Annotated in this window: 25 protein-coding genes; 15 read left to right on the forward strand and 10 right to left on the reverse strand. The window is 63.8% G+C overall.

Annotated elements, in window-relative coordinates; translation table 11 throughout:
- Positions 1-2 precede the first annotated feature (2 nt).
- The 5 genes from CH262_RS22660 to deoC are packed head-to-tail and all read left to right on the forward strand — an operon-like array spanning position 3 to position 5,679.
- Positions 3-1,526 (forward strand): FGGY-family carbohydrate kinase, encoded by a 1,524-nt coding sequence (locus CH262_RS22660; protein ID WP_032385193.1) that lies wholly within the window; start codon positions 3-5, stop codon positions 1,524-1,526.
- Positions 1,523-2,476, forward strand: coding sequence for a sugar-binding transcriptional regulator (locus CH262_RS22665; protein WP_032385192.1), 954 nt, complete (start codon positions 1,523-1,525; stop codon positions 2,474-2,476). Before CH262_RS22660 ends, CH262_RS22665 begins: the two co-directional genes overlap by 4 nt.
- A complete protein-coding gene (locus CH262_RS22670; protein ID WP_032385191.1) occupies positions 2,473-3,963 on the forward strand; it encodes a sugar ABC transporter ATP-binding protein in 1,491 nt (496 codons plus the stop codon). The genes CH262_RS22665 and CH262_RS22670 overlap by 4 nt, the downstream gene beginning before the upstream one ends.
- Complete coding sequence (locus tag CH262_RS22675) at positions 3,956-4,945, forward strand: ABC transporter permease (RefSeq protein ID WP_032385190.1); 990 nt, start codon at positions 3,956-3,958, stop codon at positions 4,943-4,945. Before CH262_RS22670 ends, CH262_RS22675 begins: the two co-directional genes overlap by 8 nt.
- 41 nt (positions 4,946-4,986) lie before the next feature.
- The gene (gene deoC / locus CH262_RS22680; RefSeq protein ID WP_032385189.1) at positions 4,987-5,679 is read left to right on the forward strand and encodes a deoxyribose-phosphate aldolase; all 693 of its coding nucleotides are present in this window, start codon (positions 4,987-4,989) and stop codon (positions 5,677-5,679) included.
- On the opposite strand, the gene CH262_RS22685 is transcribed toward deoC, so the two are convergent.
- Positions 5,680-6,132 carry a MarR family winged helix-turn-helix transcriptional regulator gene (locus tag CH262_RS22685; RefSeq protein WP_027495110.1) on the reverse strand — a complete coding sequence of 151 codons (453 nt, stop codon included), beginning with the start codon at positions 6,130-6,132 and terminating at the stop codon, positions 5,680-5,682.
- Between the two features lie 85 nt (positions 6,133-6,217).
- Between CH262_RS22685 and CH262_RS22690 the strand changes: the two genes are divergently transcribed.
- Together CH262_RS22690 and CH262_RS22695 are read left to right on the forward strand one after the other, a co-directional pair.
- Positions 6,218-6,742, forward strand: coding sequence for a VOC family protein (locus CH262_RS22690; protein ID WP_027495111.1), 525 nt, complete (start codon positions 6,218-6,220; stop codon positions 6,740-6,742).
- Positions 6,743-6,776: 34 nt separating this feature from the next.
- Positions 6,777-7,559 (forward strand): pirin family protein, encoded by a 783-nt coding sequence (locus CH262_RS22695; RefSeq protein ID WP_032385188.1) that lies wholly within the window; start codon positions 6,777-6,779, stop codon positions 7,557-7,559.
- Here the strand turns inward: CH262_RS22695 and CH262_RS22700 are convergent.
- Positions 7,556-9,121 carry a Na+/H+ antiporter gene (locus CH262_RS22700; RefSeq protein WP_045841719.1) on the reverse strand — a complete coding sequence of 522 codons (1,566 nt, stop codon included), beginning with the start codon at positions 9,119-9,121 and terminating at the stop codon, positions 7,556-7,558. The two genes, CH262_RS22695 and CH262_RS22700, sit on opposite strands and share 4 nt — an antisense overlap.
- Before the next feature lie 32 nt (positions 9,122-9,153).
- Positions 9,154-9,957 (reverse strand): SDR family oxidoreductase, encoded by an 804-nt coding sequence (locus tag CH262_RS22705; RefSeq protein ID WP_027495114.1) that lies wholly within the window; start codon positions 9,955-9,957, stop codon positions 9,154-9,156.
- A gap of 35 nt (positions 9,958-9,992) precedes the next feature.
- On the opposite strand from CH262_RS22705, the gene CH262_RS22710 reads away from it, so the two are divergent.
- Both CH262_RS22710 and CH262_RS22715 read left to right on the forward strand, forming a co-directional pair.
- Positions 9,993-10,793, forward strand: coding sequence for an ABC transporter ATP-binding protein (locus CH262_RS22710; protein WP_052056565.1), 801 nt, complete (start codon positions 9,993-9,995; stop codon positions 10,791-10,793).
- On the forward strand, positions 10,790-12,373 hold the full coding sequence (locus CH262_RS22715; protein ID WP_032385187.1) for a hypothetical protein: 1,584 nt from the start codon (positions 10,790-10,792) through the stop codon (positions 12,371-12,373). Before CH262_RS22710 ends, CH262_RS22715 begins: the two co-directional genes overlap by 4 nt.
- Here CH262_RS22715 and CH262_RS22720 read toward each other — a convergent pair.
- Together CH262_RS22720 and CH262_RS22725 are read right to left on the reverse strand one after the other, a co-directional pair.
- A complete protein-coding gene (locus tag CH262_RS22720) occupies positions 12,365-12,925 on the reverse strand; it encodes a sugar O-acetyltransferase (protein ID WP_032385186.1) in 561 nt (186 codons plus the stop codon). The genes CH262_RS22715 and CH262_RS22720 overlap by 9 nt on opposite strands.
- 10 nt (positions 12,926-12,935) lie before the next feature.
- A complete protein-coding gene (locus CH262_RS22725; RefSeq protein WP_032385185.1) occupies positions 12,936-13,442 on the reverse strand; it encodes a GNAT family N-acetyltransferase in 507 nt (168 codons plus the stop codon).
- A 29-nt stretch (positions 13,443-13,471) separates the two neighbouring features.
- Between CH262_RS22725 and CH262_RS22730 the strand changes: the two genes are divergently transcribed.
- Genes CH262_RS22730 through CH262_RS22740 form a run of 3 tightly spaced genes read left to right on the forward strand, consistent with a single transcriptional unit; the run spans position 13,472 to position 15,718 of the window.
- Positions 13,472-14,425 (forward strand): D-2-hydroxyacid dehydrogenase, encoded by a 954-nt coding sequence (locus tag CH262_RS22730; protein WP_032385184.1) that lies wholly within the window; start codon positions 13,472-13,474, stop codon positions 14,423-14,425.
- 54 nt (positions 14,426-14,479) lie between these two features.
- Entirely contained in the window at positions 14,480-14,929 is a 450-nt protein-coding gene (locus CH262_RS22735; protein ID WP_032385183.1) for an SRPBCC family protein, read from the forward strand.
- A 27-nt stretch (positions 14,930-14,956) separates the two neighbouring features.
- Positions 14,957-15,718: a class I SAM-dependent methyltransferase gene (locus CH262_RS22740; protein ID WP_052056563.1), complete on the forward strand. Its 762-nt coding sequence runs from the start codon at positions 14,957-14,959 to the stop codon at positions 15,716-15,718.
- Here CH262_RS22740 and lppU read toward each other — a convergent pair.
- The 4 genes from lppU to CH262_RS22760 all read right to left on the reverse strand — a co-directional run bounded on the left by lppU (position 15,715) and on the right by CH262_RS22760 (position 19,697).
- Complete coding sequence (gene lppU / locus CH262_RS22745; protein ID WP_094718486.1) at positions 15,715-16,314, reverse strand: LppU family putative lipoprotein; 600 nt, start codon at positions 16,312-16,314, stop codon at positions 15,715-15,717. The genes CH262_RS22740 and lppU overlap by 4 nt on opposite strands.
- Before the next feature lie 106 nt (positions 16,315-16,420).
- Positions 16,421-17,650, reverse strand: coding sequence for a molybdopterin-dependent oxidoreductase (locus CH262_RS22750; RefSeq protein WP_052056662.1), 1,230 nt, complete (start codon positions 17,648-17,650; stop codon positions 16,421-16,423).
- A gap of 311 nt (positions 17,651-17,961) precedes the next feature.
- A complete protein-coding gene (locus tag CH262_RS22755) occupies positions 17,962-18,822 on the reverse strand; it encodes a DUF692 domain-containing protein (RefSeq protein WP_094718487.1) in 861 nt (286 codons plus the stop codon).
- A complete protein-coding gene (locus tag CH262_RS22760; RefSeq protein WP_032385387.1) occupies positions 18,795-19,697 on the reverse strand; it encodes a TIGR04222 domain-containing membrane protein in 903 nt (300 codons plus the stop codon). The genes CH262_RS22755 and CH262_RS22760 overlap by 28 nt, the downstream gene beginning before the upstream one ends.
- Positions 19,698-19,858: 161 nt before the next feature.
- On the opposite strand from CH262_RS22760, the gene CH262_RS22765 reads away from it, so the two are divergent.
- From CH262_RS22765 to CH262_RS22775, 3 genes are read left to right on the forward strand one after another with little or no spacing between them, the layout of a single operon-like run.
- Positions 19,859-21,118 (forward strand): HNH endonuclease signature motif containing protein, encoded by a 1,260-nt coding sequence (locus tag CH262_RS22765; RefSeq protein WP_143547157.1) that lies wholly within the window; start codon positions 19,859-19,861, stop codon positions 21,116-21,118.
- A gap of 60 nt (positions 21,119-21,178) precedes the next feature.
- Complete coding sequence (locus tag CH262_RS22770) at positions 21,179-22,477, forward strand: lipase family protein (RefSeq protein ID WP_032385181.1); 1,299 nt, start codon at positions 21,179-21,181, stop codon at positions 22,475-22,477.
- A gap of 14 nt (positions 22,478-22,491) precedes the next feature.
- Complete coding sequence (locus CH262_RS22775) at positions 22,492-23,472, forward strand: endonuclease/exonuclease/phosphatase family protein (RefSeq protein WP_052056559.1); 981 nt, start codon at positions 22,492-22,494, stop codon at positions 23,470-23,472.
- Here CH262_RS22775 and CH262_RS22780 read toward each other — a convergent pair.
- Positions 23,465-24,064 carry a hypothetical protein gene (locus tag CH262_RS22780; RefSeq protein WP_052056557.1) on the reverse strand — a complete coding sequence of 200 codons (600 nt, stop codon included), beginning with the start codon at positions 24,062-24,064 and terminating at the stop codon, positions 23,465-23,467. The genes CH262_RS22775 and CH262_RS22780 overlap by 8 nt on opposite strands.
- Positions 24,065-24,068 lie beyond the last annotated feature (4 nt).

The following is a 24,068-nucleotide window of genomic DNA, read 5'->3' on the forward strand; positions in this document are numbered from 1 at the left end:
TCATGGGAATATTGCTGAGCCTCGATCTCGGCACCGAGGGCGCTCGGGTAGGAGCATTCACCGATGATGGAGTCGCTCTCGGCTCCGTTCATCGGCCCTACCCGACGGTTTTTCCTCGGCCCGGTTGGGCCGAGCAGAATCCCTCGGACTGGTGGTGTGCCTGTGTCGGCGCTACGCGTGAGTTGCTGGCGCAGCCCGAATGCGTTGCTGCAGGCCCTGTGCTGGCGGTGGCATCGTCGACGACAGCGTCGACTGTCGCCGTTGTCGACGAGGCCGGGAATGCACTGCGCCCGGCGATCCTGTGGATGGACTCCAGAGCCTCTGCACAATCGGATCTGACTGCCACGTTCGTAGCTGACCATCCCATTCTGAAGTGGTCGGGTGGGTCCGATGCGACCGAGTGGTTGCTTCCCAAGGCCATGTGGCTGCAGCAGTGCGAACCGGATACTTTTCACCGAGCAGCTCGGATCGTCGAGGCCATCGACTTCATCACCTTCAAGTTGACCGGCCGGTGGGTCGGGTCGCAGATGAACGCCGTCTGCAAGTACAACTACGACTCGGTCGCCGGCAGGCTCCCGCAGGAGCTGTACGACGCACTCGGAGTCGGGGAGCTGACTGGAAAGCTGCCCGATACGATCCTTCCGGTCGGATCGAGTGCCGGAGTGGTTCGTGCCTGTGCTGCAGAAGAATTGGGAATCTCACCTGACGCCGTCGTCGGGGTGGGTGGCATCGACGCACACGTCTCGCTGCTGGCATGCGGCGGCAAGCCCGAGGGCCTGGTGTCGTTGGTCTCGGGTACCTCCACGGCGATCATCACCGAGATCGACGATCCGTGTGACACCGGTGAAGTGTGGGGCCCCTACCCCCACGCCCTCCGTCAGGACAAGTGGCTGGTGGAAGGTGGCCAGATCACGAGTGGATCCATTCTCAAGTGGGTCGGTGAGGGAATCATGGGTGTGCCGAGGGAGCAGATCGGTTCTCTCATCGATGGCGCTGCTGCCGTAGATCCGAGAAGCCACGGGTTGCTGGCGCTCGACTTCTTCATGGGTAACCGAACACCGCATCGGGACGCCCGGCTGCGCGGGGCAGTCGTCGGTCTGACGCTCGGGACCACCCGGGAAGAGTTGTACCGATCGGCCGTTGAGGCGGTTGCATGTGGAACCAAGTCGGTACTCGATTCGTTTGCACGCGGGAGCATTTCGTGCGATCGGCTGGTGTTCTCGGGTGGAATGCACAGGAATCGGTTGTGGCAGCAGATCACGACGGACGTACTGGGAATCGAGACCGAGATGGTTCTGAGCGACAATCTGACGCTGCGTGCCTGTGCGGTCATCGCCGCCCGAGCCGCCGGCCTCGTCGGATCTCTGGACGAGGGCGCGGCTCTGTTCAGCCCTCGCACAACGACGTTGGTGCCCGACGCTGCTTTACACGAGCATTACGAACAGACGTACGCGAGCTATGTCGAGCTGACCTCGGTTCTCAAGCCCGTCATGCATCGATCGGTGATCGCATTGGAGAAGCGATGACGACGCCGGACAAGGAACATGACGCGCTGTTGCTCGAAGTGGCACAGCTCTACTACGAACAGAACCGAACTCAGGACGACATCGGTCGACAGCTGCATCTGACCCGATGGAAGATCGGTCGATTGCTCGACGAGGCTCGCAGGTGTGGAATCGTCCGCATTCAGATCGTTCATCCCCAGGCGCGGCAGTCGACCCTCGAGTTGGAATTGTCAAGGCGGTTCGACCTGACCGAGTGCATCGTGGTGCGGACTCACGCAGATCTCTCGGATCAGCGAGCACAGGTGGCGAAGGCTGCTGCCGATTACCTGCAGGGCAGGGGACCTCAGGTTCGTACTCTCGGTGTGTCGTGGGGAAACACGATGCAGGACATTGCCGCTGCGCTTCCCTCGGGCTGGAGTGACGGCGTGGAAGTCATTCAGATCAACGGCAGCATCAGTCGCTCGATCAAGCCGACGACCGCTGCCAACGTGGCGACGAGCATCGCGCACAGTGCCCACGGGCATGCGGTCCTGTTGCCGGTACCGGCGATCGTGGAGCAGGTGTCCACCAAGCGTGCACTGGACAGTGAGCCGTTCATGCGTGAGGTACTCGACAAAGGGCGTGCAGCTGATGTCCTGCTGTTCTCGCTGGGTGCGCTCGATGCCAATTCTGTTCTGGTGCAGAGCGGAGCGATCAGCTCGGACGAGCTGCAACGTCTGCAATCGGCAGGTGCCTGCGGTGACGTTCTGGCGCACTACATCACTCCCGACGGCACACTCGCCGATACCGACCTGGAATCTCGCACGATGGGCCTCTCACTCGACGACCTGCGCGCTGCCCGTTGCTCGGTGGCCGTCGCAGCCGGGCTGCGCAAGGTCGATGTCGTTGCGGGCGCATTGAGAAACGGTCTGTGTTCGGTCCTGATCACGGACGAAGAGACCGCACGCACAGTTCTGGAGAGAAAGCTATGAACGCAGCACTGCGTATGGAGAACATCGTCAAAGAGTTCCCGGGAACGTTGGCCTGCAACAAGGCCACGCTCGAGGTGGCCAAGGGCGAGGTTCACTGCCTGCTCGGGGAGAACGGTGCAGGCAAGAGCACGATGATGAAGATCTTGTCCGGCTCCTACCGTCCCGACGGCGGCACCATCACCGTCGACGGTGAGCCGATGAACTTCTCCAGCCCCCTGGACGGGGTCAAGGCCGGAATCAGCACGATCTACCAGGAACTCGATCTGGTTCCCGACCTGACGGTGGCGCAGAATCTGTTCCTCGGACATGCCCCGACACGAGGAATCTTCGTCGACAACAAGGCCCGCAATGCTGCCGCCGCCGACGCCATTGCGCGGGTCGGAGGAAAGTTCGCGCCCACCGCGACCGTGGGTGCGCTGTCGGTGTCGGACCAGCAACTCACCGCCATTGCGCGTGCGCTGACCACCTCCGCGCGGATCATCGTGATGGACGAGCCGTCGGCGACACTGACGGATCATGATCTGTCTGCGGTGTTCGACGTGATTCGCGAACTGGTGGCAGAAGGGAAATCGGTCGTCTACATCTCGCACCGACTCGACGAGATCAAGGAGATCGGACACCGGGCGACGGTCATGCGCGACGGTTCGACGGTAGAAGTGTTCGATGTCGCCAGTACATCCAAGGCCCGGATGGTCGACGCGATGATCGGACGAGCAGTGGATTCTGCAGGCACCACTCGCGGTCCGTTCACCGGTTCCGGACAGCTCCTGAGCATCGACCGGGCCACCATCCCCGGCGTTCTCGACATTCGAGGAATCTCTGTTCGCCCAGGGGAAATCGTGGGTCTTGCAGGATTGGGCGGCGCGGGCCGCTCCACGCTGCTGTCCGCCGTGTTCGGCGACAATTCAGCAGAACTGGACATGACGTTGCACGGGACGCAGTTCACGTCGATGAATCCGCAGCGAGCAGTCCGGTTGGGCATCGGACTCGTTCCCGAGGATCGTAAGAAGCAGGGTCTGTTGCTGGAAATGTCGGTGGTTCGCAACGCCGGATTGGCAGCCTTGAAACTGTTCGGCATCAATCCGTCGGGACGCGCCGCTTCAGTGGCCCGCGAACCCCTGCAGAAACTGGGCGTGAAGTTCGCGTCCGAAACTCAAGCAGTGGGGCAGCTTTCGGGCGGAAACCAACAGAAGGTGGTATTGGCCAAATGGATGGCCCGCGGTATCTCGCTGCTGCTGCTCGACGAGCCGACTCGTGGTCTCGACATCGGTGCGAAAGCGGACCTGTTCGAGCAGGTTCGAGCACTTGCCGATTCCGGAGTCGGAGTGCTGATGGCGAGCAGTGAACTGTCGGAGCTGACCGAAAACTGCAACACCGTCTGGGTTCTGCACGAAGGCAGGAACGTAGCCCAGTACGACCCCCACACAACCCCATCGGCCGATATCGCACGAATGGTCGTCACAGGAAGCATCGAAAGCAATGTCTGATACATCTGTCGCCGTCGCCGAAACACTGTCGACGCAGAAGCAGCACCGGCAGAACATCATCGTCAAGTTCAATCTTCTGTTCATCTTCGCGGCGCTGTTCGTCGTTGCCTCACTCGTGGCACCACAGTTCTTGACGTCGCAGAATCTGGCCAATCTGCTGCAGCAGTCGTCGTTGACCGGCATCGTGGCCATCGGAATGACCTTGGTGATTCTGACGGCAGGCATCGATCTGTCGGTGGGAAGTGTTGCGGCACTGGCAGGAATGCTGGTGGCCATCTTCATCGGGATGGGAATCGCCTGGCCCGTCGCGTTGCTGCTCGCTGTGCTGGCGGGAGCGGTCTCCGGCGGTATCGTGGGAAGTTTGAGCGCCTATCTGATGCTGCCGGCGTTCATGGTGACTCTCGCTGCCCTCCAATCGGTGCGTGGACTGACGTACCTGACCACCAACGGAACTCCGACAACATCGGAAATCCCTATGGGACTTCGCTTTCTGGGGGCCGGCTCGGTCGGGCCCATCCCCACGGTCGGAATCATCTTCATCGTGGTGGCCATTGTCGCCGGCATCGTATTGAACAAGACAACATACGGCGAGTACATCTACGCCGTCGGAAGCAACAAGGACGCGGCGCGGTTGTCCGGACTTCCGGTCAAGAAGATCTTGGTCAGCGTGTACGTGATCTCGGGTTCGCTCGCCGCCTTCGCCGGCATTCTGCTGACCGCCCGACTGACCATCGGGCAACCGACCGCCAACCAGGGACTCGAACTGGACGCCATCGCAGCGGTGGTGTTGGGCGGGACCAGTCTGTTCGGCGGCAAGGGCAGCATCTTCGGAACCTTCGTAGCCGTACTGCTGCTCTCGGTGTTGCGAAACCTGTTCAACCTCATGGGATTGAGCTCGTTCTTTCAGATGCTCGTCACGGGCCTCATCCTCGTGGCCGCCCTCATCCTCAACCACGTCCTGGACAGGCGCGGCAGTCGTTAGTTCCGTCCACACCATTCTCGTTACTCGACAAGGAAGTTCCGATGCCGTCTCCGATTTCACCCGCACAACTTGCCCGCTACATCGACCACACTCTGCTCAAGCCGGAAGCGACCGCTGCAGACGTCGCGGCCACCGTCGCCGACGCTGCGAGATTGGGAACGTATTCAGTATGCGTATCCCCGTCGATGCTTCCGATCGAGTTGCCTGCGGGCTCGAATGTGAAAGTAGCCGTGGTGTGCGGCTTTCCGAGCGGAAAACACGCAACGGAGGTGAAGGCCGCGGAGGCCCGGCTCGCAGTGAGCCAAGGGGCCGACGAGATCGACATGGTCATCGACATCGGCGCAGCCAAGGAGGGCCGCTTCGATGCGATCGAAGCCGATATCGCCGCCGTTCGCGCTGCGGTCGAGCGGCCTGCAGTTCTCAAGGTGATCATCGAGTCGGCCGCGCTTACAGATGACCAGATCGTCGGGGCGTGCCGAGCCGCTGTCGCCGCCGACGCAGATTTCGTCAAAACGTCGACGGGCTTTCATCCCACCGGTGGAGCATCGGCGCATGCGGTAGCCCTGATGTCCGACACCGTGCAGGGCAAGTTGGGGGTCAAGGCGTCGGGAGGAATCCGTAGCTACGACGACGCAGTGGCGATGATTGCGGCCGGTGCGACCCGGCTGGGCGTGTCGGGGTCGGAAGCGGTGCTCTCCGGTGCGTCGAACACCGAAGCTACCGCCGGATACTGATCACGATGCGTGATTCCGCATTGCCGTGAAAGTTCGCGTCAGAGCCGCGAGGTCGTTCGGGTCAACCAGGTCGAACATTTTCTCTCGTACTGCCTCGACGTGTCCCGGGCTGGCGGCGGCGAGCGTGTTCATGCCCGCTTCGGTGAGTTCGGCGGACATTCCGCGCTTGTCGTCGTCGCATTTGACGCGTGTGACCCAGCCGTTGTCGACGAGTCTGCTGATGGCTCTGGTGACGCCGCTGCGAGTCGTGGTGACGGCGTCGGCCAGTTCGCTCATTCGTCGGCGACGGTCGGGCGCTTCGGACAGCACGACCAGCAGCTCGAAGTCGGTGAAGGAGATCCCGGAGTCGCGTGTGAGTTGATTGTCGAGGTCGCGAAGCAGCAGCCGCGTCGCATCGAGGTATGCGCGCCAGGCCTGCTGTTCGTCGGCACCGAGCCACCGTGGTGAGTCCATGCCCCCATGCTAGTTGACAACGCAACTAACCGGTGTACTGTTCTCGGTAGTTGACGAAGCAACTACTTGACCGGAGGCCGAAGCGATGACCGAGACCAACGAACTGACTGCAGACGAGACACGCCGCGCGCAGGAGCACGCCGAACAGCGGGATCGCATTCGTCAGCAGTACATGAAGCCTGCAGGCGAGCGTCCGGCATCGTCTGCCCGCGGACTTCATCACACGGCATTGGTCAGCAGCGATGTCGAGGCGACCGTGCGGTTCTATCAAGACCTGCTCGAGTTCCCTCTGACCGAGCTCATCGAGAACCGTGACTACCCGGGTTCGTCGCACTTCTTCTTCGACATCGGCAACAGCAACCTGTTGGCCTTCTTCGACTTCCCCGGACTCGACGTCGGCCCGTACGCGGAGGTGCTGGGCGGTCTGCATCACGTGGCCATCAGTGTCGAGCCCACCCGCTGGGAGCACCTGCGCACCAAGCTGATCGACGCGGGAATCGAATTGATCGAGCACAGCGAGGTCTCGCTCTACTTCCGCGACCCCGACGGTGCACGGCTCGAACTGATCGCCGATCCGCTCGGTGAAATGTACGGCTCGCACGTTCTCTGAGAACACACCTACTTTCGAGATTCGAGGCAATGACATGACCTCTGCAGCAACCACACTCGACCTCCGCCGCGCCGACGACCGATTCAAGACCAAGATCGGCTGGCTGGACTCCAAGCACTCCTTCTCGTTCGGCAACCACTTCGATCGCGGTAACACCCACCACGGCGTCCTCATGGTCAACAACGACGACATCGTCACCCCGGGAATGGGATTCGATACCCACCCGCACCGCGACATGGAGATCATCACCTGGGTTCTGCAGGGATCGCTGGTGCACCAGGATTCGATGGGCCACTCCGGAGTCATCTACCCCGGCCTCGCGCAACGCATGAGCGCTGGCACCGGAATTCTGCACTCGGAGAAGAACGATTCGTGGCGACTCGGCGATACTGCCGGCTCGTACTCGGGCAAGCACGGCGATCCTGTTCGCTTCGTCCAGATGTGGGTCGTGCCCGACGAGCAGGGCATCACCCCGGGCTACGAACAGCTCGAGATCGACAACGAATTGCTCAGCGGCGGTCTGGTTCCCGTCGCATCCGGCATGCCCGACCATGCCGATCACGCCGCCATTCGCATCAAGAACAAGTACGCCGCCATGCACGTGGCGCGCCTACAGCCCGGGCAGGCTCCGGTGGAGATTCCCGATGCACCGTTCGTACACATCTTCGTGGCCGAGGGTGAGGCGATGCTCGAGGGAGTCGGACCCCTCGCGCAGGGCGACGCCGTGCGCGTCAGCGGAGGCGGCGGTCAGAAACTGAGCACTGCCAGCGGTGCCGAAGTGATCGTCTGGGAGATGCACGCCGCGATCGCCGGTTAATCGGTCTCTCGGTGTGGGCGGAACGAATGCTCCTCGTGGTCGAGTTCGTGTTCGAGGCTGCGCATGCTGTTGTCCGGTAGCCGGCCGGCATCGCGCCAGCAGAGCAACTCTTCTCGCTCCACATCGAGGATTCGGCGGCGCGTACTCATCGCAGCAATCTGTTCCGGTGAGATGACCGCGTCGCCGACGTCCGTCTCGTCGAGATGATCGAGTCGACGGTGGTAGCGGTCGATGCGATGCTCGAGCTCGCTCCGCAGGATCTCCCGGCCCTCGTCGTCGAGGTTCTCTTCGTCGGCGATGCGATCGAGCTGTGACAGTGCAGCTTTGGCCGATCCCTCACGTGCTTCGTTTCGCAGACGCGCCTCTGCGGCGGGGTCCGCGACGACGTTCAGCTTGCGGACCAGTGGAGCGAACGTGAGGCCCTGTCCAAGGACCGTCACCAGCACGACGAGAAATGCGCAGAACAGCAACAGGTCTCGGCTCTCGAACGGCTCGCCCGAGTCGATCGTCAGAGGGAGCGTGAACACCGCGGCGACGGTGATGACGCCGCGGGTGCCGGCCCAGCTCATCACCACCGCCTCGCGTGGGGACAGCCCGGTCGTGAGCAACCACAGCGGACGCAGCAGGAGCACGCCGGCCAGAGTGACCGTGACCGCGAGAGCGATGGTCGTTCCCGAGTAGGCCGAGAGGCCGCCGACCACGGTGGGCAGTTGCTCACCGATGAGCAGAAAAACGAATCCCTCCAGCAGCAGATCGATCAGTCGCCACACAGCGCTGGTCTGCAGTCGGCTGGCCCCGGAGATGGCGTGGCGGGTGTGGTGCCCGATCACCAGAGCCGCGACGACCACGGCGAGAACACCCGAGGCGTGAACTTCCTCTGCCGCCAGGTAGGCCACGAACGGCGTCGCCAGCGACACGATGTTGAGCAGCAGTGAATCGTGAACGTAGCGCTGTACGAGGCGAATCAGCAGGGCGACGACCAATCCGACGACGATTCCGCCGGCCGCAGCCAACACGAACAACCCACCCGCGTGGACGAAGGTCATGTCCTGACTGGATATTGCGGCGATCGCGACGGTCAGCATCGTCAGCGCCGTCGCGTCGTTCAGCAGTCCCTCACCTTCGATGAGGGTGACGAGTTTCGGTGGGATACCGGCGCGACGACCTACCGCAAGGGCGGCGACCGGGTCCGGCGGCGCAACCGCGGCACCGAGCGCCATACCGGCGGCCAGGGTGATGCCCGGAACGAGCAACCACATGCCGACGCCCACGAGGGCGGCGGTCGCCACCACGAGGGCGACCGACAGACTCAGGATCGTCCAGACGTTGCGGCGGATCGCGATCAACGAGGAGTTCAGCGCGGCGCTGTAGAGCAGCGGCGGAATCACCAGAGTCAGCACGACTTCGGGGTCGAGAACAATGTCGGGCAACGCCGACGCCGAGACGGCCAGGCCGGCCAAGGTCAACAACGCTGCCGCGGGCAGCGCCGTCTTCTTCGAGATCACCTGCGCGGCGACGATCAGACCCGTAGCAGCCAGGACCAGGCCCAGAGTTTCTATCACCCGGCTGTATTCCACCAGGTCAGGGGTTCAAACTATCTCTTCAGCCCGAACATCTTCGCAATCGTCTTCTCCATGAATGTCGCCGGCAGCAACCGTCGCGCCAGAAACACGACCGGTGCGTTGCTTCCTCTGGCGTACAAGGGTTTCGGCTTGTCGGCCTCGATGGCCTTCAGTACTACTTCGGCGACGTCCTCGGCGGAGATTCCGGTTCCTTCCTTACGATCCAGTGACGAGATCGCTGTGTGGAAGTCGTCACGGTGGACCGAATCCGCTGCGATGTACTTGGTGCGGCGTTCGCTGATTCCGGTGTTGATCGATCCCGGCTCCACGGTGGTCATCCACACGCCGAACGGAGAGAGTTCCAGCCGCGCTGCGTCGGAGAAGCCCTTGATGGCTGCTTTCGTCGACGCGTACGAGGAGCGGTAGGCGAGCGGAAAGCTCGCCAGCATCGACCCGACCATGACGATGCGGCCGTACCCGCGCTCACGCATGCCGGGAATCACGTTCTGCGACAGCGTCACTGCGCCGAACACGTTCAATTGGAACAATCGCTCGATGGCGTCGGTCGGCAGTTCCTCGAAGGGTCCGGACTGGCTCTCTCCGGCATTGTTGACCAGAACATCGACGGCGCCGAGCTCGGTCACGAATGCGGTGATCGACGCGGAATCGGTGAGATCGAGAGCGCGGTACTCGACGCCTGCTGCCCGCTGATCGGAGGTCATCGAATCCGGATTCCGAGAAGTGCCGATAACTCGGTAGCCGCGGGCAACCAGCGCCGACGCGACGGCCCTTCCGATGCCCGACGAAGCTCCGGTGACCACTGCGGTGCGATTCATGCCCAGATGGTACCGGTGCAGTCGGTTCGTAGCGCATGACGAAAACGCCCATACCGGTTAGTCTGTTACCCGTGCAAACGAATCCTCCCGCTTTGCTGCTCGAGCACATGTGCATGGCCTTCGGCCCGAAGATTGCGGTCGACGACCTGTCATTGATGGTTCCGCCCGGGTCGATGTTCGGGTTGGTCGGCCCCAACGGTGCTGGTAAGACGACATGTCTGTCCATGGCGGTCGGGCTGCTCAGACCGCAGTACGGCCGAAGCCTCGTTTTCGGGCGTGACGTCTGGGCCGATCCGATCGCGGCGAAGGAGCTGCTCGGCGTGCTACCCGACGGACTGACATTGCCTTCCCAGTTCACCGGCCACGAGCTCCTGACCTATATCGGTCGACTGCGCGCGATGCCGGAGGACGTCATCGCGCAACGTCGCGACGAGCTACTGAACGCGTTGGGTCTCGCCGATGCCGGCGGAACCGTCATCGCCGACTATTCCGCCGGAATGACCAAGAAGATCGGACTGGCGTCGGCGCTGTTGCACGGGCCTCGCCTCTTGGTGTTGGACGAGCCCTTCGAAGCCGTCGATCCCATCTCGTCCACGACGATCCGCAACATCCTGATTCAGTTCGTTCGCTCCGGTGGCTCGGTGATCCTGTCCAGTCATGTCATGGCCCTCGTGGAACGGCTGTGCTCCCACGTCGGTGTCATCACCGGTGGTCGAGTCGTGGCGGCGGGAACGGTCGACGACGTCCGCGCCGGTGGCACCCTCGACGACGCCTTCGTGCGCCTCGTCGGCTCCCGAGACCAGAACCCGGACGGCTTGTCCTGGATGCGCTCGTGAAGTCGGTCGGTCGCACCGTCCTGCAGATGCGAATCACGCTCTACCGCAGGCAGTTCAAGGGCGGACAAGCAGTGGTCAAGACCGTGTTCGGGTTGCTGGGGCTGGCCCTCGCGGTTCTCGCATGCGTGATGGCGGCCCGAACCGACGCGTCGCAGGTATTGGTGGGCGGCACCGCAAGCCTCGGACTGACCCTGACGGGCCTGAGTTGGGTGCTCTTCCCGGTGCTGTCGGGTATCTCCGACGACAACATCCAGCCCCGCCACTTCCCATTGCTGTCCGTCGATCCTGCGCGACTGGCCCGTGCGCTGCTGACCACGTCGGTGATCGGCATGGTGGTTCCGCTGACGATCGTCGCGACGGCATCCATTCCGATCTACGCTCTGTCGCGGTCGGTTGCCGCAGTGCCTCTGGCGCTGGTGGCCTGGCCCGCGACGGTGGTGTTCTTCGTGACGCTGTCACGGGTGGTGACACTGGCCATGTCGCAACTACTCAAGAGTCGCCGCAGCCGCGAGTTCGCGTTGCTGGCGTTCGGCGCTGTCTTCGGAGGCCTGTACTTCCTGCAGTTCCCCATCACGCAGAATCTCGATCGTGTGCTGTCGGGTGAGGTGACGTGGCCGCTCACACTGGCCCATTCGATTCCCTTCGGCTGGGGTATCACCGGCGTCGATGCTGTGCTGGAGGGCAATTGGCTGTTGGCGATCGGCGCGGTGGTGGGATTGCTGCTGCTGGACGTCGCACTGGTGTGGGCCTGGCAGCGACTGGTTCTACGCCACTTCGAGGGGCGGGTCTCGACGTCGTCGGGATCGACCCGTAAGCAGACGGCAGAGAAGGGCCGCGACGGTGCAACAGGGTGGCGGGCAACGCGCGTCGGCGCGGTAGTGACGCGAGAGCTGTCTCTGTGGCGCGGTGACATGCGTCGTCGGAGTCAGCTGCTGTCGGTGCTGATTTTCGCAGTGCTGGCCGGCATCGGCCCGCTGGTGACCGACTCGATTCCGTTCAGCGCAGCCTGGGGCGCCTGGATCGCGATCTTCATGGCGATGGGTGCGGGATCGAATTCGTACGGTCTCGACGGTGGTTCGATGTGGCACCTGGTGATGATTCCGCAGGCCCTCCCCGACGACATCCGTGGTCGGCAGATCGCCTGGTTGCTGGTCGCGACTCCCTTCGCGATCGTGCCGGTCGTGGTGGTTCGAGTGTTCAGCGATCTCGGGCTCGACCGATGGGAGATCCCTGTCGCCGTGACGATCTCGATGCTCGGAGTCAGCGCCGGTCTGACGGCCGTGAACTCCGTACGCGGTGCCTACCCGGTGCCCGAAGCTACAAAGTCGTTCTCGATGAACACACGGGGGTCGTTCACAGGAAATGCATTCGTCTTCCTCATCCTCGGGATAGTGGTCCTGGCCGTGTCGGTCGTGCCCGCACTGCTTCTCGCACTGCTCCTTCCGGGAGCGTGGGCGTATCTGTCCATCCTGGTGGCCGTAGCGATCGGCTGGCTGGGGATGTGGTGGGGCGCGCGAATGGCAGTCGGCACGCTGGTTCGTGACTCCGACAGAATCCTGAACTCGGTGATCTCACGGTAGTGCGCGGATCGCCCGACACGGGTTCCCTGCAGCGAACGTATGCGGCGGTACGTCGCGGGTGACGACACTTCCGGCTCCGATCACCGAGTTCTCTCCGATCGTGACTCCGGGACAGACGATGACGCCTCCGCCGAGCCAGACATTGTCTCCGATAGTGATGGGAAGGGCGCTCTCCCAACGAGATCGACGAGCGTCATGGTCCTCCATGGGATGCAGCGCCGTCAGTAGTTGCGCACGCGGACCGATCGAGACGTCGTTTCCGATCGTGATCGGAGCACAGTCCAACAGGATTGCGTCGTAGTTCAGAAAGCTGTTGGACCCGATGGAAATGTATGTGCCGTAGTCGCATTGGAATCGCGGCATGATCCACGAGTCCGCTCCGATGGAACCGAGTAGCTCGCCGAGCAGTTCACGTCTTTCTGCGTCCTGGTCCGCCTCGGTTGCGTTGAATCTGTCGAGCAGCTTTCCACACGACACCCGAGACGCCACCAGGTCGGGATCATTGTCTCGATAGAGTTCGCCGCGCAACATCCGGTCCCGATTCTCGCTCATGGACCCGACACTATCGAGCGGTCGGCTTCTCGAACAGCGCCACGCTGAACCACGAACTGCCACCCTCGAAGTCGCGACGGCCGACGTTCTGGAAACCCTGCCGAACGTAGTAGTTGCGTAGATCAGTGTTGGTCTCGGCGCAGTCCAGCCGTAGCAGCCCTCGCCCTTCCTGTCGGGTCCGCTGCGACGCCCACTCGAGCAGCGACGTCCCCAGTCCCGTACCGGCTTCGCTTCTGTCGATCACGAGTCCGTGCACGTAGCCTGCGTCGTTGTCCGGCTCCGGCCAGATGGCTGGATCGGCCCAGATCAGTCGTAGGGCTCCGACAATCGGGCCAGCGGGGTGGCGTCGGGCGATGTGGAACTGCCCTGCCTCGATCTGGGCCGCAACAGTCGACAGCGGTACCTCGCGCGGTGCCCACTGAGCGATTCGCCGGGCGGCCAACCAGTCCTCGGCGGCGTGCCGGAGGTCGAGTATCGTTGCTGCGTCGGCGGCAGACGCGAGTTCTACGGTGAGCACCCTGCCATCGTACGGAGGTGACGAGTCCTATGGTGAACGTGCTTGTGGTCGAAAGTGATTCGGACCGAAAGGCCTTCCCGTCGATTGGCGGAGTCGACTTCCGCAGTTGCACGATCCCCGAACTCGTCGATGCGGTGTCGTGGGCGGAGGTTCTACTGTTTCGCACGTTCGAGGCAGTCGACCTGCAGAATGTGTGGCCGCACGCCGACAAGCTTCGCTGGATTCATGTGTCGAGCGCCGGGGTCGATCGGGTGCTGGATCCGGTGCTGCGGGACAGTCCGTGGGTGCTGACCAACTCCGGCGGCATTCTCGACCGTGCGATCGCCGAATACGTCGCTGCAGGCATTCTGGCGTCGATGAAGAAGCTGCCCGAAGCGCTTCGGCGACAACGTGAACGGGTTTGGGAGCATCGCCTCACCAGTGGAATTCACAATCGGAGGGTGCTGGTCGTCGGTCCGGGTGCGATCGGCCGCGCCATCGGTCGCGTTCTCGGTGCACTCGGCATGCGTGTCGACGCGGCCGGTACATCCGAGCGGCCGGGAGATGCGGAGTTCGAGAGAATTCGTTCGGTGGACGAGTTACCTTCCTACGCAGGTGAATACGACGTGGTGGTGCTGTCCGCGCCGCTGACCGAGAAGACTCGCGGGCTCGTGAATGCAGAGGTGCTCGGGGCGATGCGTCACGACGCGGGGCTGGTCAACATCGCCCGTGGTCCCGTTGTCGACGAACAGGCCTTGTGTGAGGCGTTGGATTCCGCGGCGATCGGATGGGCTGTGTTGGATGTCTTCGAGGTCGAGCCACTTCCGGCGTCGAGTCCGCTGTGGGAGCTCGACAACGTGATTCTGACGGCGCATCTGGCCGGTGACGCCGACGACTTCGCCGATCGGCTGTGGACGCTGTTCGAGGACAATCTCGATAGGTACCGGCGGAACGAGTCCCTGGTCAATGTGGTGGACAAGCAGGCGGGCTACGTCCGCCGGTAGAAGCCGACGTCAATCTATGTGTAACACGCCGTCGCGTGTATTAGTGTCGGTGGAATGCGTGAGATAAACCATTCGGCGGTCGCGTCGACACCCCGCGATGCGGCTTTCGCCTACCTCGACGACTATCGAAACGTCCCGCGGTGGATGTTCGGGATCACGCGGTTCGAGCCGAGGAGTGAGACCACCTCCGGTCTCGGGGCGACGTACGACGCAACCATGCAGATCGGCCCCAAATCGTTGAATTCGATCGTGCGCGTCACCGAATGGGTCGAGAACGAGCGACTCACGCTCGAATCGGTCGAAGGCCTGTCCAACTCCTCGACCTGGTCTTTCACGGACCTGGATGAGGGCCAAACCCGTCTCGACGTCATCTTCCGTTACAGCTTGCCCGGGGGCATCGCCGGTAAAGTTCTCGGGGCCGTCGTGGAGCCCGTCGTCGGGCAGGCGATTCGGCACACCGAGTCCACTCTCCGATCGCAGCTGGAAGCGGCCGAACATCGGTAGTCCCGAATAATCGGTACTCTGGCTAACGTGACGGACGAGCCGGAACGACCCCGCGGATTGAGCTTCGGAAGAGTCGCCGAGGAGTACGACCGGGCTCGCCCTGGATACCCGGCGGCGCTGTACACGGATGTTCTTGCCGGCGGTGCGACCCGCGTGCTGGAAGCGGGAGCCGGCACCGGAAAAGCCACCGTCGCGTTGGCCGAACGCGGCGCTTCGGTGGTTGCGGTCGAGCCGGATTCGGGTATGGCCGAGGTGATCCGACGCCGCACCGAGAACATGGACGTCGATGTTCAGGTCTCCCGGTTCGAGGACTTCGTCGGTGCGCCGTCATCGTTCGACGTCGTTGTGGCCGCTCAAGCGTGGCACTGGGTCGACCCCGATCGAGGAGCCGCGGTGGCGGCTCGTGCGTTGGTCCCCGGGGGATCACTTCGGTTGTGGTGGAACATGCCCGGTCAGCTCGACGGCCCGGTGTGGGAGTCGGTACGGGCTGCGTACATCGCCACCGAGCCGGACGCCGCACCGCTGTTGGCGCACTCCCTCGGCGTGCAATCCGAGACCGCGGTACCCCGCGCGGTCGGCTTCGGCCCCTGGTCCACGTCGACGTACGAGTGGGTTCAGCGCTACTCCGCAGACGAATTCTGCGCGATGGCCGCGACATATTCGAGTCACCTGATTCTCACCGACACACGACGGCAGGAAGTGCTCCGAGCGGTTCATGCGGCTATCGACAGCCACGGCCACCTCGATTATCAGTACGTCACACAGATGATGACGGCGACTCGAGGCTAGGCCACCGTCGTGGTGCAGACGACGAATTGCCGTGCCTCGTAGGCGAATCCGCCTTCGGGGCAGTCGTTGGGGTCCGCGGTACCGGTCTTGATCTCGGTGACCTTCTCGACGCTCGTCGCGCTGGGGTCTGCGCAATCGACTCGGGCGGGCTCGTCCATTCCGGTACTCGGCACGCTCATGCAGCCGTCGATCACCCAGTCGACGTCGAGGCACAGTGCGCCCTGCTCGACACCGTTCAGAGTCTCGTAGTACGTCTGGTTGACGTCGGTGGGGCACTGCTCGTTCTCTGCGGCTTTGGCGATGACCTTGTAGTTGGACTCCGTGCTGCCGCATTCGGCGTTGTCGATTTCGGCGGCCGTCATCGTGCCGCCGAGCTTGACGCACTGGCCGATCTCGACGTCGATGTCGGTGGAGCCACCGGCGTCGATGCCTTCCTGGCCGGACACGTTGTCGGTGGTGGTGGGGGCTGCGGAGCTGCTGGAGGCGGTGGTGTCTGCGGCAACGGCAGTGCCGGCGTCGGACGACGAACAGCCCGCGGCGAGCATCAGCGTGAGGGCTGCACCCGCGGCGAGAAGGCCTCGAGATAGTGCGTGCATCGTGGCATGACCTTTTGGACTCGTCCAGGCGAAGGAGCATTCCTTCGTCGGCAGCCCCGCGGGCCACCGATGAAAGATTCTCGACCATCCGGGCGGTTTTGCAAAGTCACGAACGGAACACGATGCGCGCCACCCACTTGGTGTTGTGCACACCGGGAAGCGCGGGAACGATGACGCGTGCCGGGTAGCCGTGATCGAGCGAGAGATCGACGCCGTTGACTTTCAATGCCAACAGTGAATCGGGATGGAGCGCTTGATTACCCTGCAGCACAGCACGACCGAATGGGCCACCCTGTTCTATCGAGATGACTTCCGCGGACCTGGGTGCGGGTACACCTGCCAGTGCTGCGAGTTCGGCCAACGGAACGCCCGTCCAACTCTGCGTGGTCGACCATCCTTCGACACAGGCGATGGGAAGTTCGGCGGTGTGCTGAGTCATCGACAGCAGCCTGCCGCGGGAGAGAACCACCGGTTCCATGTTCTCCGAGGTACTTTCGACGGACAGTGTCCAGTCTGCGCCCGTCTGTTCTTCGGTGACTCCGGCCGCCTCGGCAGTGCGATTGATCTGAAAGTCGTTGGGCCCGTCGCCGTACGACCGTCCCCGCGGAAGGAGAATTGCTGCCTTGCGTAGGACGCCGCCGACGGTCTGCCCCACCGTCAACACGGCCACGAAACCCATTCCGGCGGCGACCAATCCGATCGCACCGCGTCGGCTCATGGTCTGGTGTGGCCGGCTCGGCGCTTCGTTGCGGGCGCGCAGGACGTCCATCAACGATTCCGATCGAAGGGTCCGCCACATCAGCGGCACCTTGAGGCCGAGGTGCACCAGGAATCCGGCGATGAAAACCCAGGCACCGAAGTAGTGAGCGGCGTAGAAGTCGAAGCCGAACACGTAGTCGTACTGGATGTTCAGCACGCCGGTCACGATCTCGAACAGCAGACCTCCGACGAGTGCCAGCAGCGACAGTCGTTCGAGTGCATGTGCCGGCGACCGCACCGGCGGCAGTTCGACGAGCTTGGGCATCACCGACCAGAGCTTGGCGATGACGAGCGGGACGATGATCAGGCCCAGCCCGACGTGCAGGCCCTGCGTCAGCTGGTACAGCCAGGCCGGGTTAGTCGGCCAGTCGAAGAACGGTAAGCGCAACCACCCGACGGCACCTGGTTTGGCCTGGCCGAACTGCGGCCCGTACGCACTGTATGACAGTAAGCCCGTCAGAATCACGATCGGCAGCGCAACGAGCAGCACCGCCCCGAACACCGACGTCAACCACGTGCTGCGCAGCGGACTGCGAAAGCGCGCGAGCGGGTTGGGTGCGTCGGCCATGTATGGCATTCGCTGCCCGACCCGTCCCGGATGTGTGGCGGCGAGTTCCCCTTCCTGTTCCATGGCTCGGTAGAAGGCCTCGGCATCCTCGGCCGTCGACACCTTGGGGCGGCTCGACGCCCATCGGCGGAACAACATTTCGTATCGGTCGCCCAACGCCAAGGGCAGTGCCGGATAGCGTGCCGCGATCTCGGCCGCTCGTTTGTTCAGCAACGCCGCCCGGACAGTGTCCACTGTCGCAGAATCGAATTCGGCGGGCAGTGGCCCACCTGCCACGAGAGCGCGTACCAACTCTTCTTGACGGCGCGCCAGGTCGTCGCTCACCTCGCGTACCCGGACGTCCGTACCCCGGTGATGCGATCGAGTCCCGCGGCATCCGCGATCGCATCCAGTTCTGCGAGTAGCTCGGCCTCGGGTGGATAGTGACCGTCGCGTTCGAGCATCAGGGGCGTGCGATGACCGGCCATCGCAAAGGTCCGTAGTAATTCGAGGACTTCGTCGGGCACGGGCGCAGTGTGGGTGTCGTGATAGATGCCGCCACGGACCGTGCCACCGGCGGTGTGGCAGTAGGCAATTCGATCCAGCGGCAGGCGTTCGAGTTCGGTCCACGGGTCGCGGCCTCGATTGAGTGCGTTCGCGTACACGTTGGCGATGTCGAGCACCAGGCTCACGCCGGTCCGCTCGACGAGTTCTGCCAGGAACTCACTCTCGGTCAATTGGTCTTCCGGCCAATCGAACAGGGCTGCAATGTTTTCCACCGCCAGCGGAACCGGCACACCATCCTGCGTTCGTGCGATGTTTCGCGCGAGCGCCGTCAGGGCTTCGTGGGTGCGTGGTACCGGAAGCAGATGACCGGCCTCGATGCCGTCGGCGCGGACGAAGGCGATGTGCTCGCTCACCAGCGGGGATCCGAGCATGGATGACACTCGTGCCAGTCGGTCGATACGGTGTTCCACCGGCTCGGCACCGCCCAAGGACAACGAGATTCCGTGCGTGACGACGGGAACTCCCAATGCGACGAGGCGATCGGGTGCCTGCTCACCGATCGATTCGGCGATGACCTCGCAGAACGACAGCCCCGGGAGTTCCGAGACGATGCCGGATATCTCCGAGCGCCAACCGATTCCGAGCCCGACGGGCACTGTGTCGATGTTCAACCTCCACAACCTCCGCCGCCGCATCCCCCACCGCCACCGCCGCAACTGCTACTGCCGCCGTCGCCTCCGCTGCCTCCGCTGTCGCCGCCGAAGCCGAACGACGCGGCCCCACCGGCCTGGGCGGTGCCGTAGCTGAGTGCACCGGCCATCGCCGGATCGAGCATCAGCAGGGCCCCTGCTCCGAAGATGGCTGCAGACATTCCGGCACGAGTCGGCCCGTAGGCGGTGAAGGACGGTCGCGCGCGGGGTGAAAGGTAGTCGTTCTCGGCGCGGAGTCGGCGTAGTTCGGTATCGCCCGCAGCTGTCCGACGGCGTCGACGAAGCAGAACCGGCACCGCCGCGAACAGGACGAGCACGATCGCGACGAGAAACCAGACGGGCTTGCCGTTCGCGGTGCCGGCGACGATGCGGGCAATCCCGACTGCGATGACGACAAGCACCGGGAATGCCCGAGTGACGGCGGAGCCGCGTGCGCCGTGCAGCAGACCCTCGTCGACGAGAGTGCTCCGCAGTTGCGCGCAGGTTCCGGACATGTTCGCCACCAGCCGGGAGCGAACCAGTGGGGCCTTACCGCTACCGAGTCGTTCGAGGACGGTGCGGGTGAACCAGTCCAGTTGGGTGCGCTCGGTGGCGCTCAGCTCGCGGCGCTTCCTTCCTTGCGAGTCGATGATCTCGGCACCGCGAAGTATGGCCAACGACGCCATCACCGCCTGGGAGTCGCTGGTGAGCACACCTACTTCGGGGGGTGTGAGCACGCGCCCCGCCGACGTCACCGGGGTCGATCGGTGAGCGGCTATCCAGTTCCCCGCCATCGTCAGGAGTATTGCGAGAACGGCCGCGAGCAGGTACCAGCGGAGAAAGTCCGAGCTGGGGATGCCCCAGGTGTCCGAACCGCTCATGGCCACACCCACTTTCCGTCGGATCCAGCATCTGATGCTCAGTATCGGGCCCGTGGGCGAGAAAGCAACCCCGACGACGTCCCCGCGGGGACGGGTGCGTCGGTTTCCCGCCGTTCTTGTCGGTGCCTCGTCGTACTGTTCGTCGAACATACATTCGACGAGTGGGGGCATTCATGGTCGAGATTGCAGACATCGAGACGGAGATATGCGCGCTGGCGGGCCAGATCGCGGCTGCATCTGCGCAGTATCTGATCCTGGTCGGTGAGTTCGATGATCGACGTGGGTGGGCCGCGTGGGAGACGAGGTCCTGTGCGCACTGGTTGTCCTGGCGCGCGGGAGTCGATCTGCACACTGCCCGCGAGCAGGTACGGGTGGCCAAGGCGATGCGAGAGCTGCCCATGATCACCTCTGCGTACCTGAGCGGCACGGTGTCGTATTCGAAGGTGCGCGCGATGACCCGTGTCGCAACAGCCGACAACGAAGCGTCACTGTTGCAGAAGGCGCTCGATGCACCCGCCGCGCACATCGAACGTCTCTGCCGTGGTCTGAAGAAGGCGATGCGGCCGACCAGAGGCAACGGTGTCGACCTCGATCCGTGTGTGGGACGGTGGCGCTGGGACGACGAGGACGGCTCGCTCGTGGTGACGGCGCGCTTTCGGCCCGAGGACGGCAAGCGATTTCTGGCTGCGGTGACCAGGGCCGAGTACGAGCGCACTCGCACGGAGGTGGAATCCGAGGGTGACCGGTCGGCCCCGGCACCGCCGAACCCCGTTCCTGCGCTCGTCGCAATGGCGGAGATGGTGTGTGACGCCATCGATTCTCCGGTCGTCTCACCTGCCGCGGAGGTGTTGGTCCACCTCGGCGACAGCACCGAAGCAGGGTGCGATCATGCTCATTTCGACGACGGACCTGGTCTGGACGACGAAACTCTCGCCCAGGTGTTGTGTTCGTCGGTGATGCGAGTCGTCGGTCACGGCCGGCTGGGAAAAACTGTGCGGTGGAGTACCACGGCCAAAGCTCCGAGTCGAACCCAGTTGCGTCAGTTGATCATTCGCGATCGATGCTGCTCGGTGCCCGGGTGCGGGCGCACCCGGTTTCTGCATGCTCACCACGTCACCTACCGCTCGCGGGGAGGTGCGACCTCGCTCGACAACTTGGTCCTGCTGTGCGGCGAACACCATCGAGCACTGCACGACGGCTACTTCCTCATCGAATCCCTCGGCCACCAACGATTCACGTTCCGGCACCCATCGGGAGCAGAGATGGTTCATGCGCCGGCGCTGTCCGGAGACGCGGAGGTCCTCCGGCGGCAATATCAGCACATCGAACCCGACGCCATTGTCCCGAACTGGGGCGGGGAGGGCCTCGACCTGAGCTATGCGACCGACGTTCTGATCACCAACTGGCAGCAGGCTGCATGAAAAGGGGCCGTTCAGGGCAAGTTAGTGTGACGAAGAGACTCGGACAAGAAGCGGTGGGATATGAGCGTCGACAGATCGATGGCGGACGAACAGTCCTGGCCGGTGGAACAATGGCCGAGCTGCGAGGATGCAACCAGGCCTGAGAACGACCCGTTCTACGCCGCGCCCGAGGGGTACGAAGCAGCTCTACCGGGGTCGATCCTCAAGGTGAGGCCGGTCGAGGTCGCGATGTTCGGCCACGTGCGCCAGCGAGTCGACGCGTGGCAGCTGCTCTACCGAACCGCCGATCTGGGCGGTGTACCGCAGGCCAGTGTGACGACGGTGCTGCGGCCGCAGAATGCCGAACCGGTGTTGCTCTCGTACCAGTGCGCCATCGACGGCGTCGCGTCCTCGTGTTTTCCGTCCTACGCGCTTCGACGCGGCTCGAAGGCCCTCGGCGCAGTTCCCCAGTTCGAGTTTCTGCTGGTTCTGCATGCCCTGCGCCGCGGATGGACCATCTCGATCCCCGACCACGAGGGACCGGACGGACATTGGGGGTCGCCGCAGGAACCAGGATTCTGCACACTCGACGCGATCCGCGCGGCGCTCTCGTTCGAGTCGTTGGAACTGCACGAGAGCACACCCGTCGCATTGTGGGGATATTCGGGCGGCGGGCTCGCGACGTCGTGGGCCGCGGAGATGGCCCCCGAATACGCGCCGGAGATCGAGCTCGTCGGTGCCGCCCTCGGCTCCCCCGTCGGCGATCCGGGTTCTGCATTCACCAGGCTCAACGCGACGCTGCACGCGGCTCTGCCGACGCTTGTTGTCGCGGGACTGCGACGCACCTACCCCGATCTCGATCGCGTGGTGCGTCAGTACGTCAGCGAGGACGGAATGCGCATTCTCGATTCCGTCGAATCGATGACGACCGTTCGCGCCGTCAGACGGCTGGCTCGGCACGATCTCGACAACTACATCGACATTCCGCTCGCCGACCTGCTCGCCTTACCCGAGATCGTGCAGGTGTTCCACGACATCCAGCCCGGTCGCACTGCTCCATCGGTGCCGCTGCTGGTCGTGCAGGCCGTGCACGACCAGATCATTGCCGTCGACGACGTCGACGGCCAGGTCGATCGGTATCTCGAAGCCGGCGCACACGTGACCTACCTGCGAGATCGGCTGAGCGAGCACCTGTCGCTGCATCCGCTCAGTGCGCCCCTGACCCTCGATTGGCTGGCCGATCGATTCGCCGGCCTTCCTGTTGCCGAACCGGCGACCAGAACGGTGTGGTCGACGGCGTTCTCGTTCGCGGCTGTACGGGGCTTGATGTCTCTGACCTGGACAACCGTCCGAGCATTGACCGTCGGCGTCAGGGCGTAGCTACTCTCGGTGCGATGCAGCGAACCTGGGTACGGATTCTCACCGGAACGATCGCGACGCTGGGCATCGTCACCGGACTCGTCGCGATGGGGGCGTACTACACCGACACTCGCATCAACGTTCTGATCGCGCTGGCATCGTTCGTTCCCCTGATGCTCGTCGCTGTCGTGGTCGGTGCCGTCGTCGCGCTGATCGGTAGGCAATGGATTCTGGCGGCGGTGTCGGCGGTCGTGTTGGCAGCAGCCGCAGTGGCGTACGCACCTCTGTACGTGGCCGACGCGGCATCTCAGGACGAGGCGAGCGGCGATGCCGTCCGGCTGCGGGTGATGCAGGCCAACCTGATGGTGGGCAGCGCCGATCCGTCGGTCGTCGTCGGATCGGCACGCGACAACGCCGTCGACGTCGTGACGATCCAAGAGCTGACCGATGCGTCGGTGCTCGGGCTGCGTGATGCCGGCATGGAGCAACTCTTTCCGTACAGCTACCTGCGAGCGTTGCCGACGGGTGGCGGAGGTGCCGGAATCTACAGTCGCACACCGCTGTCCGACAACCGCGAACTGGACGGCTACGGGCCGGTGAACCTGGCCACCTCCGTCGACGTTCCCGGATCGGAGCCAGTGACGCTGCTGGCCGTCCATCCCGGCCCGGCATACGTCACCCCGGCCGATATCTGGACCGCCGAATTGGACACGCTCCGTAGCGATCTCGAGGCGGTGTCTGCGATCGGTCCCGTCATCGTCAGCGGTGATTTCAACACCACGTATTCGCACAAGAAGTTCAGGAACCTACTCGATGCCGGATACTCCGACGCTGCAGCACAATTGGGGATGGGGCTGATACCGACCTATCCCACGGACAAGGGCACTCCGGCCGTCGTCGGCATCGACCACATTCTCACCAATTCCGGGCACGCCCGATCACTGGAAAGAATCGACCTCCCGGGATCGGACCACCACGGTCTGATCGGGGAGATCGAGTTCTCCGGAGTCAGCTGACGCGCGCCGACTGCTTGCGAGACTTGCCGCACTGCAACAGAATTCGCACCTTGGCTGGAGTTCCGTCGAGTGAGGTCACGATGTCGTCACGGGTCCGTGCTGCGGCACCCGACACCTGCTCGAGGGACGTGACGGCCGGGTCGAGCGTCGCGACGATCTCGACCACGCGCTGTCCCCTGTCCGAGACAGAGCGACCGGAGGCCGAGACGATTCCGTCGTGACCTGCCAGCGACTTGGCTGCACTACGGGCGGCGGTGCCGAGGTCGACGCTGAGCCTGCCGTCGACCTGCTCTCCCTCCACGTTCGTGACGTCGGCCGACGTGGATCCGAAGGCCACGGTCCCGACCGATCGGCGCGGCAGGTGCGCGAGCAACCACCACAGACCCAGCAGGATCAGCACGACAGCGGCGACGCCGAGAGCCCAGGGCCACCAACCGGCGTCGACGGCGGTGTCGACGAACGCGGCGTCCAGCCGCTCGCGGCCGGGAAGCTCGCCGCGTTCCCAGGCAATGGCTCCGCCGCCGAGAGCGATCAGAGCCAGCCCGACGACGGCTGTGCCGGTGCGGTCGAGCGATGCGGTTGCACGTTTCACAGCT

The sequence above is a fragment of the Rhodococcus sp. 05-2255-1e genome (assembly GCF_002259025.1).
In the GTDB taxonomy this organism is placed as follows: domain Bacteria; phylum Actinomycetota; class Actinomycetes; order Mycobacteriales; family Mycobacteriaceae; genus Rhodococcoides; species Rhodococcoides fascians.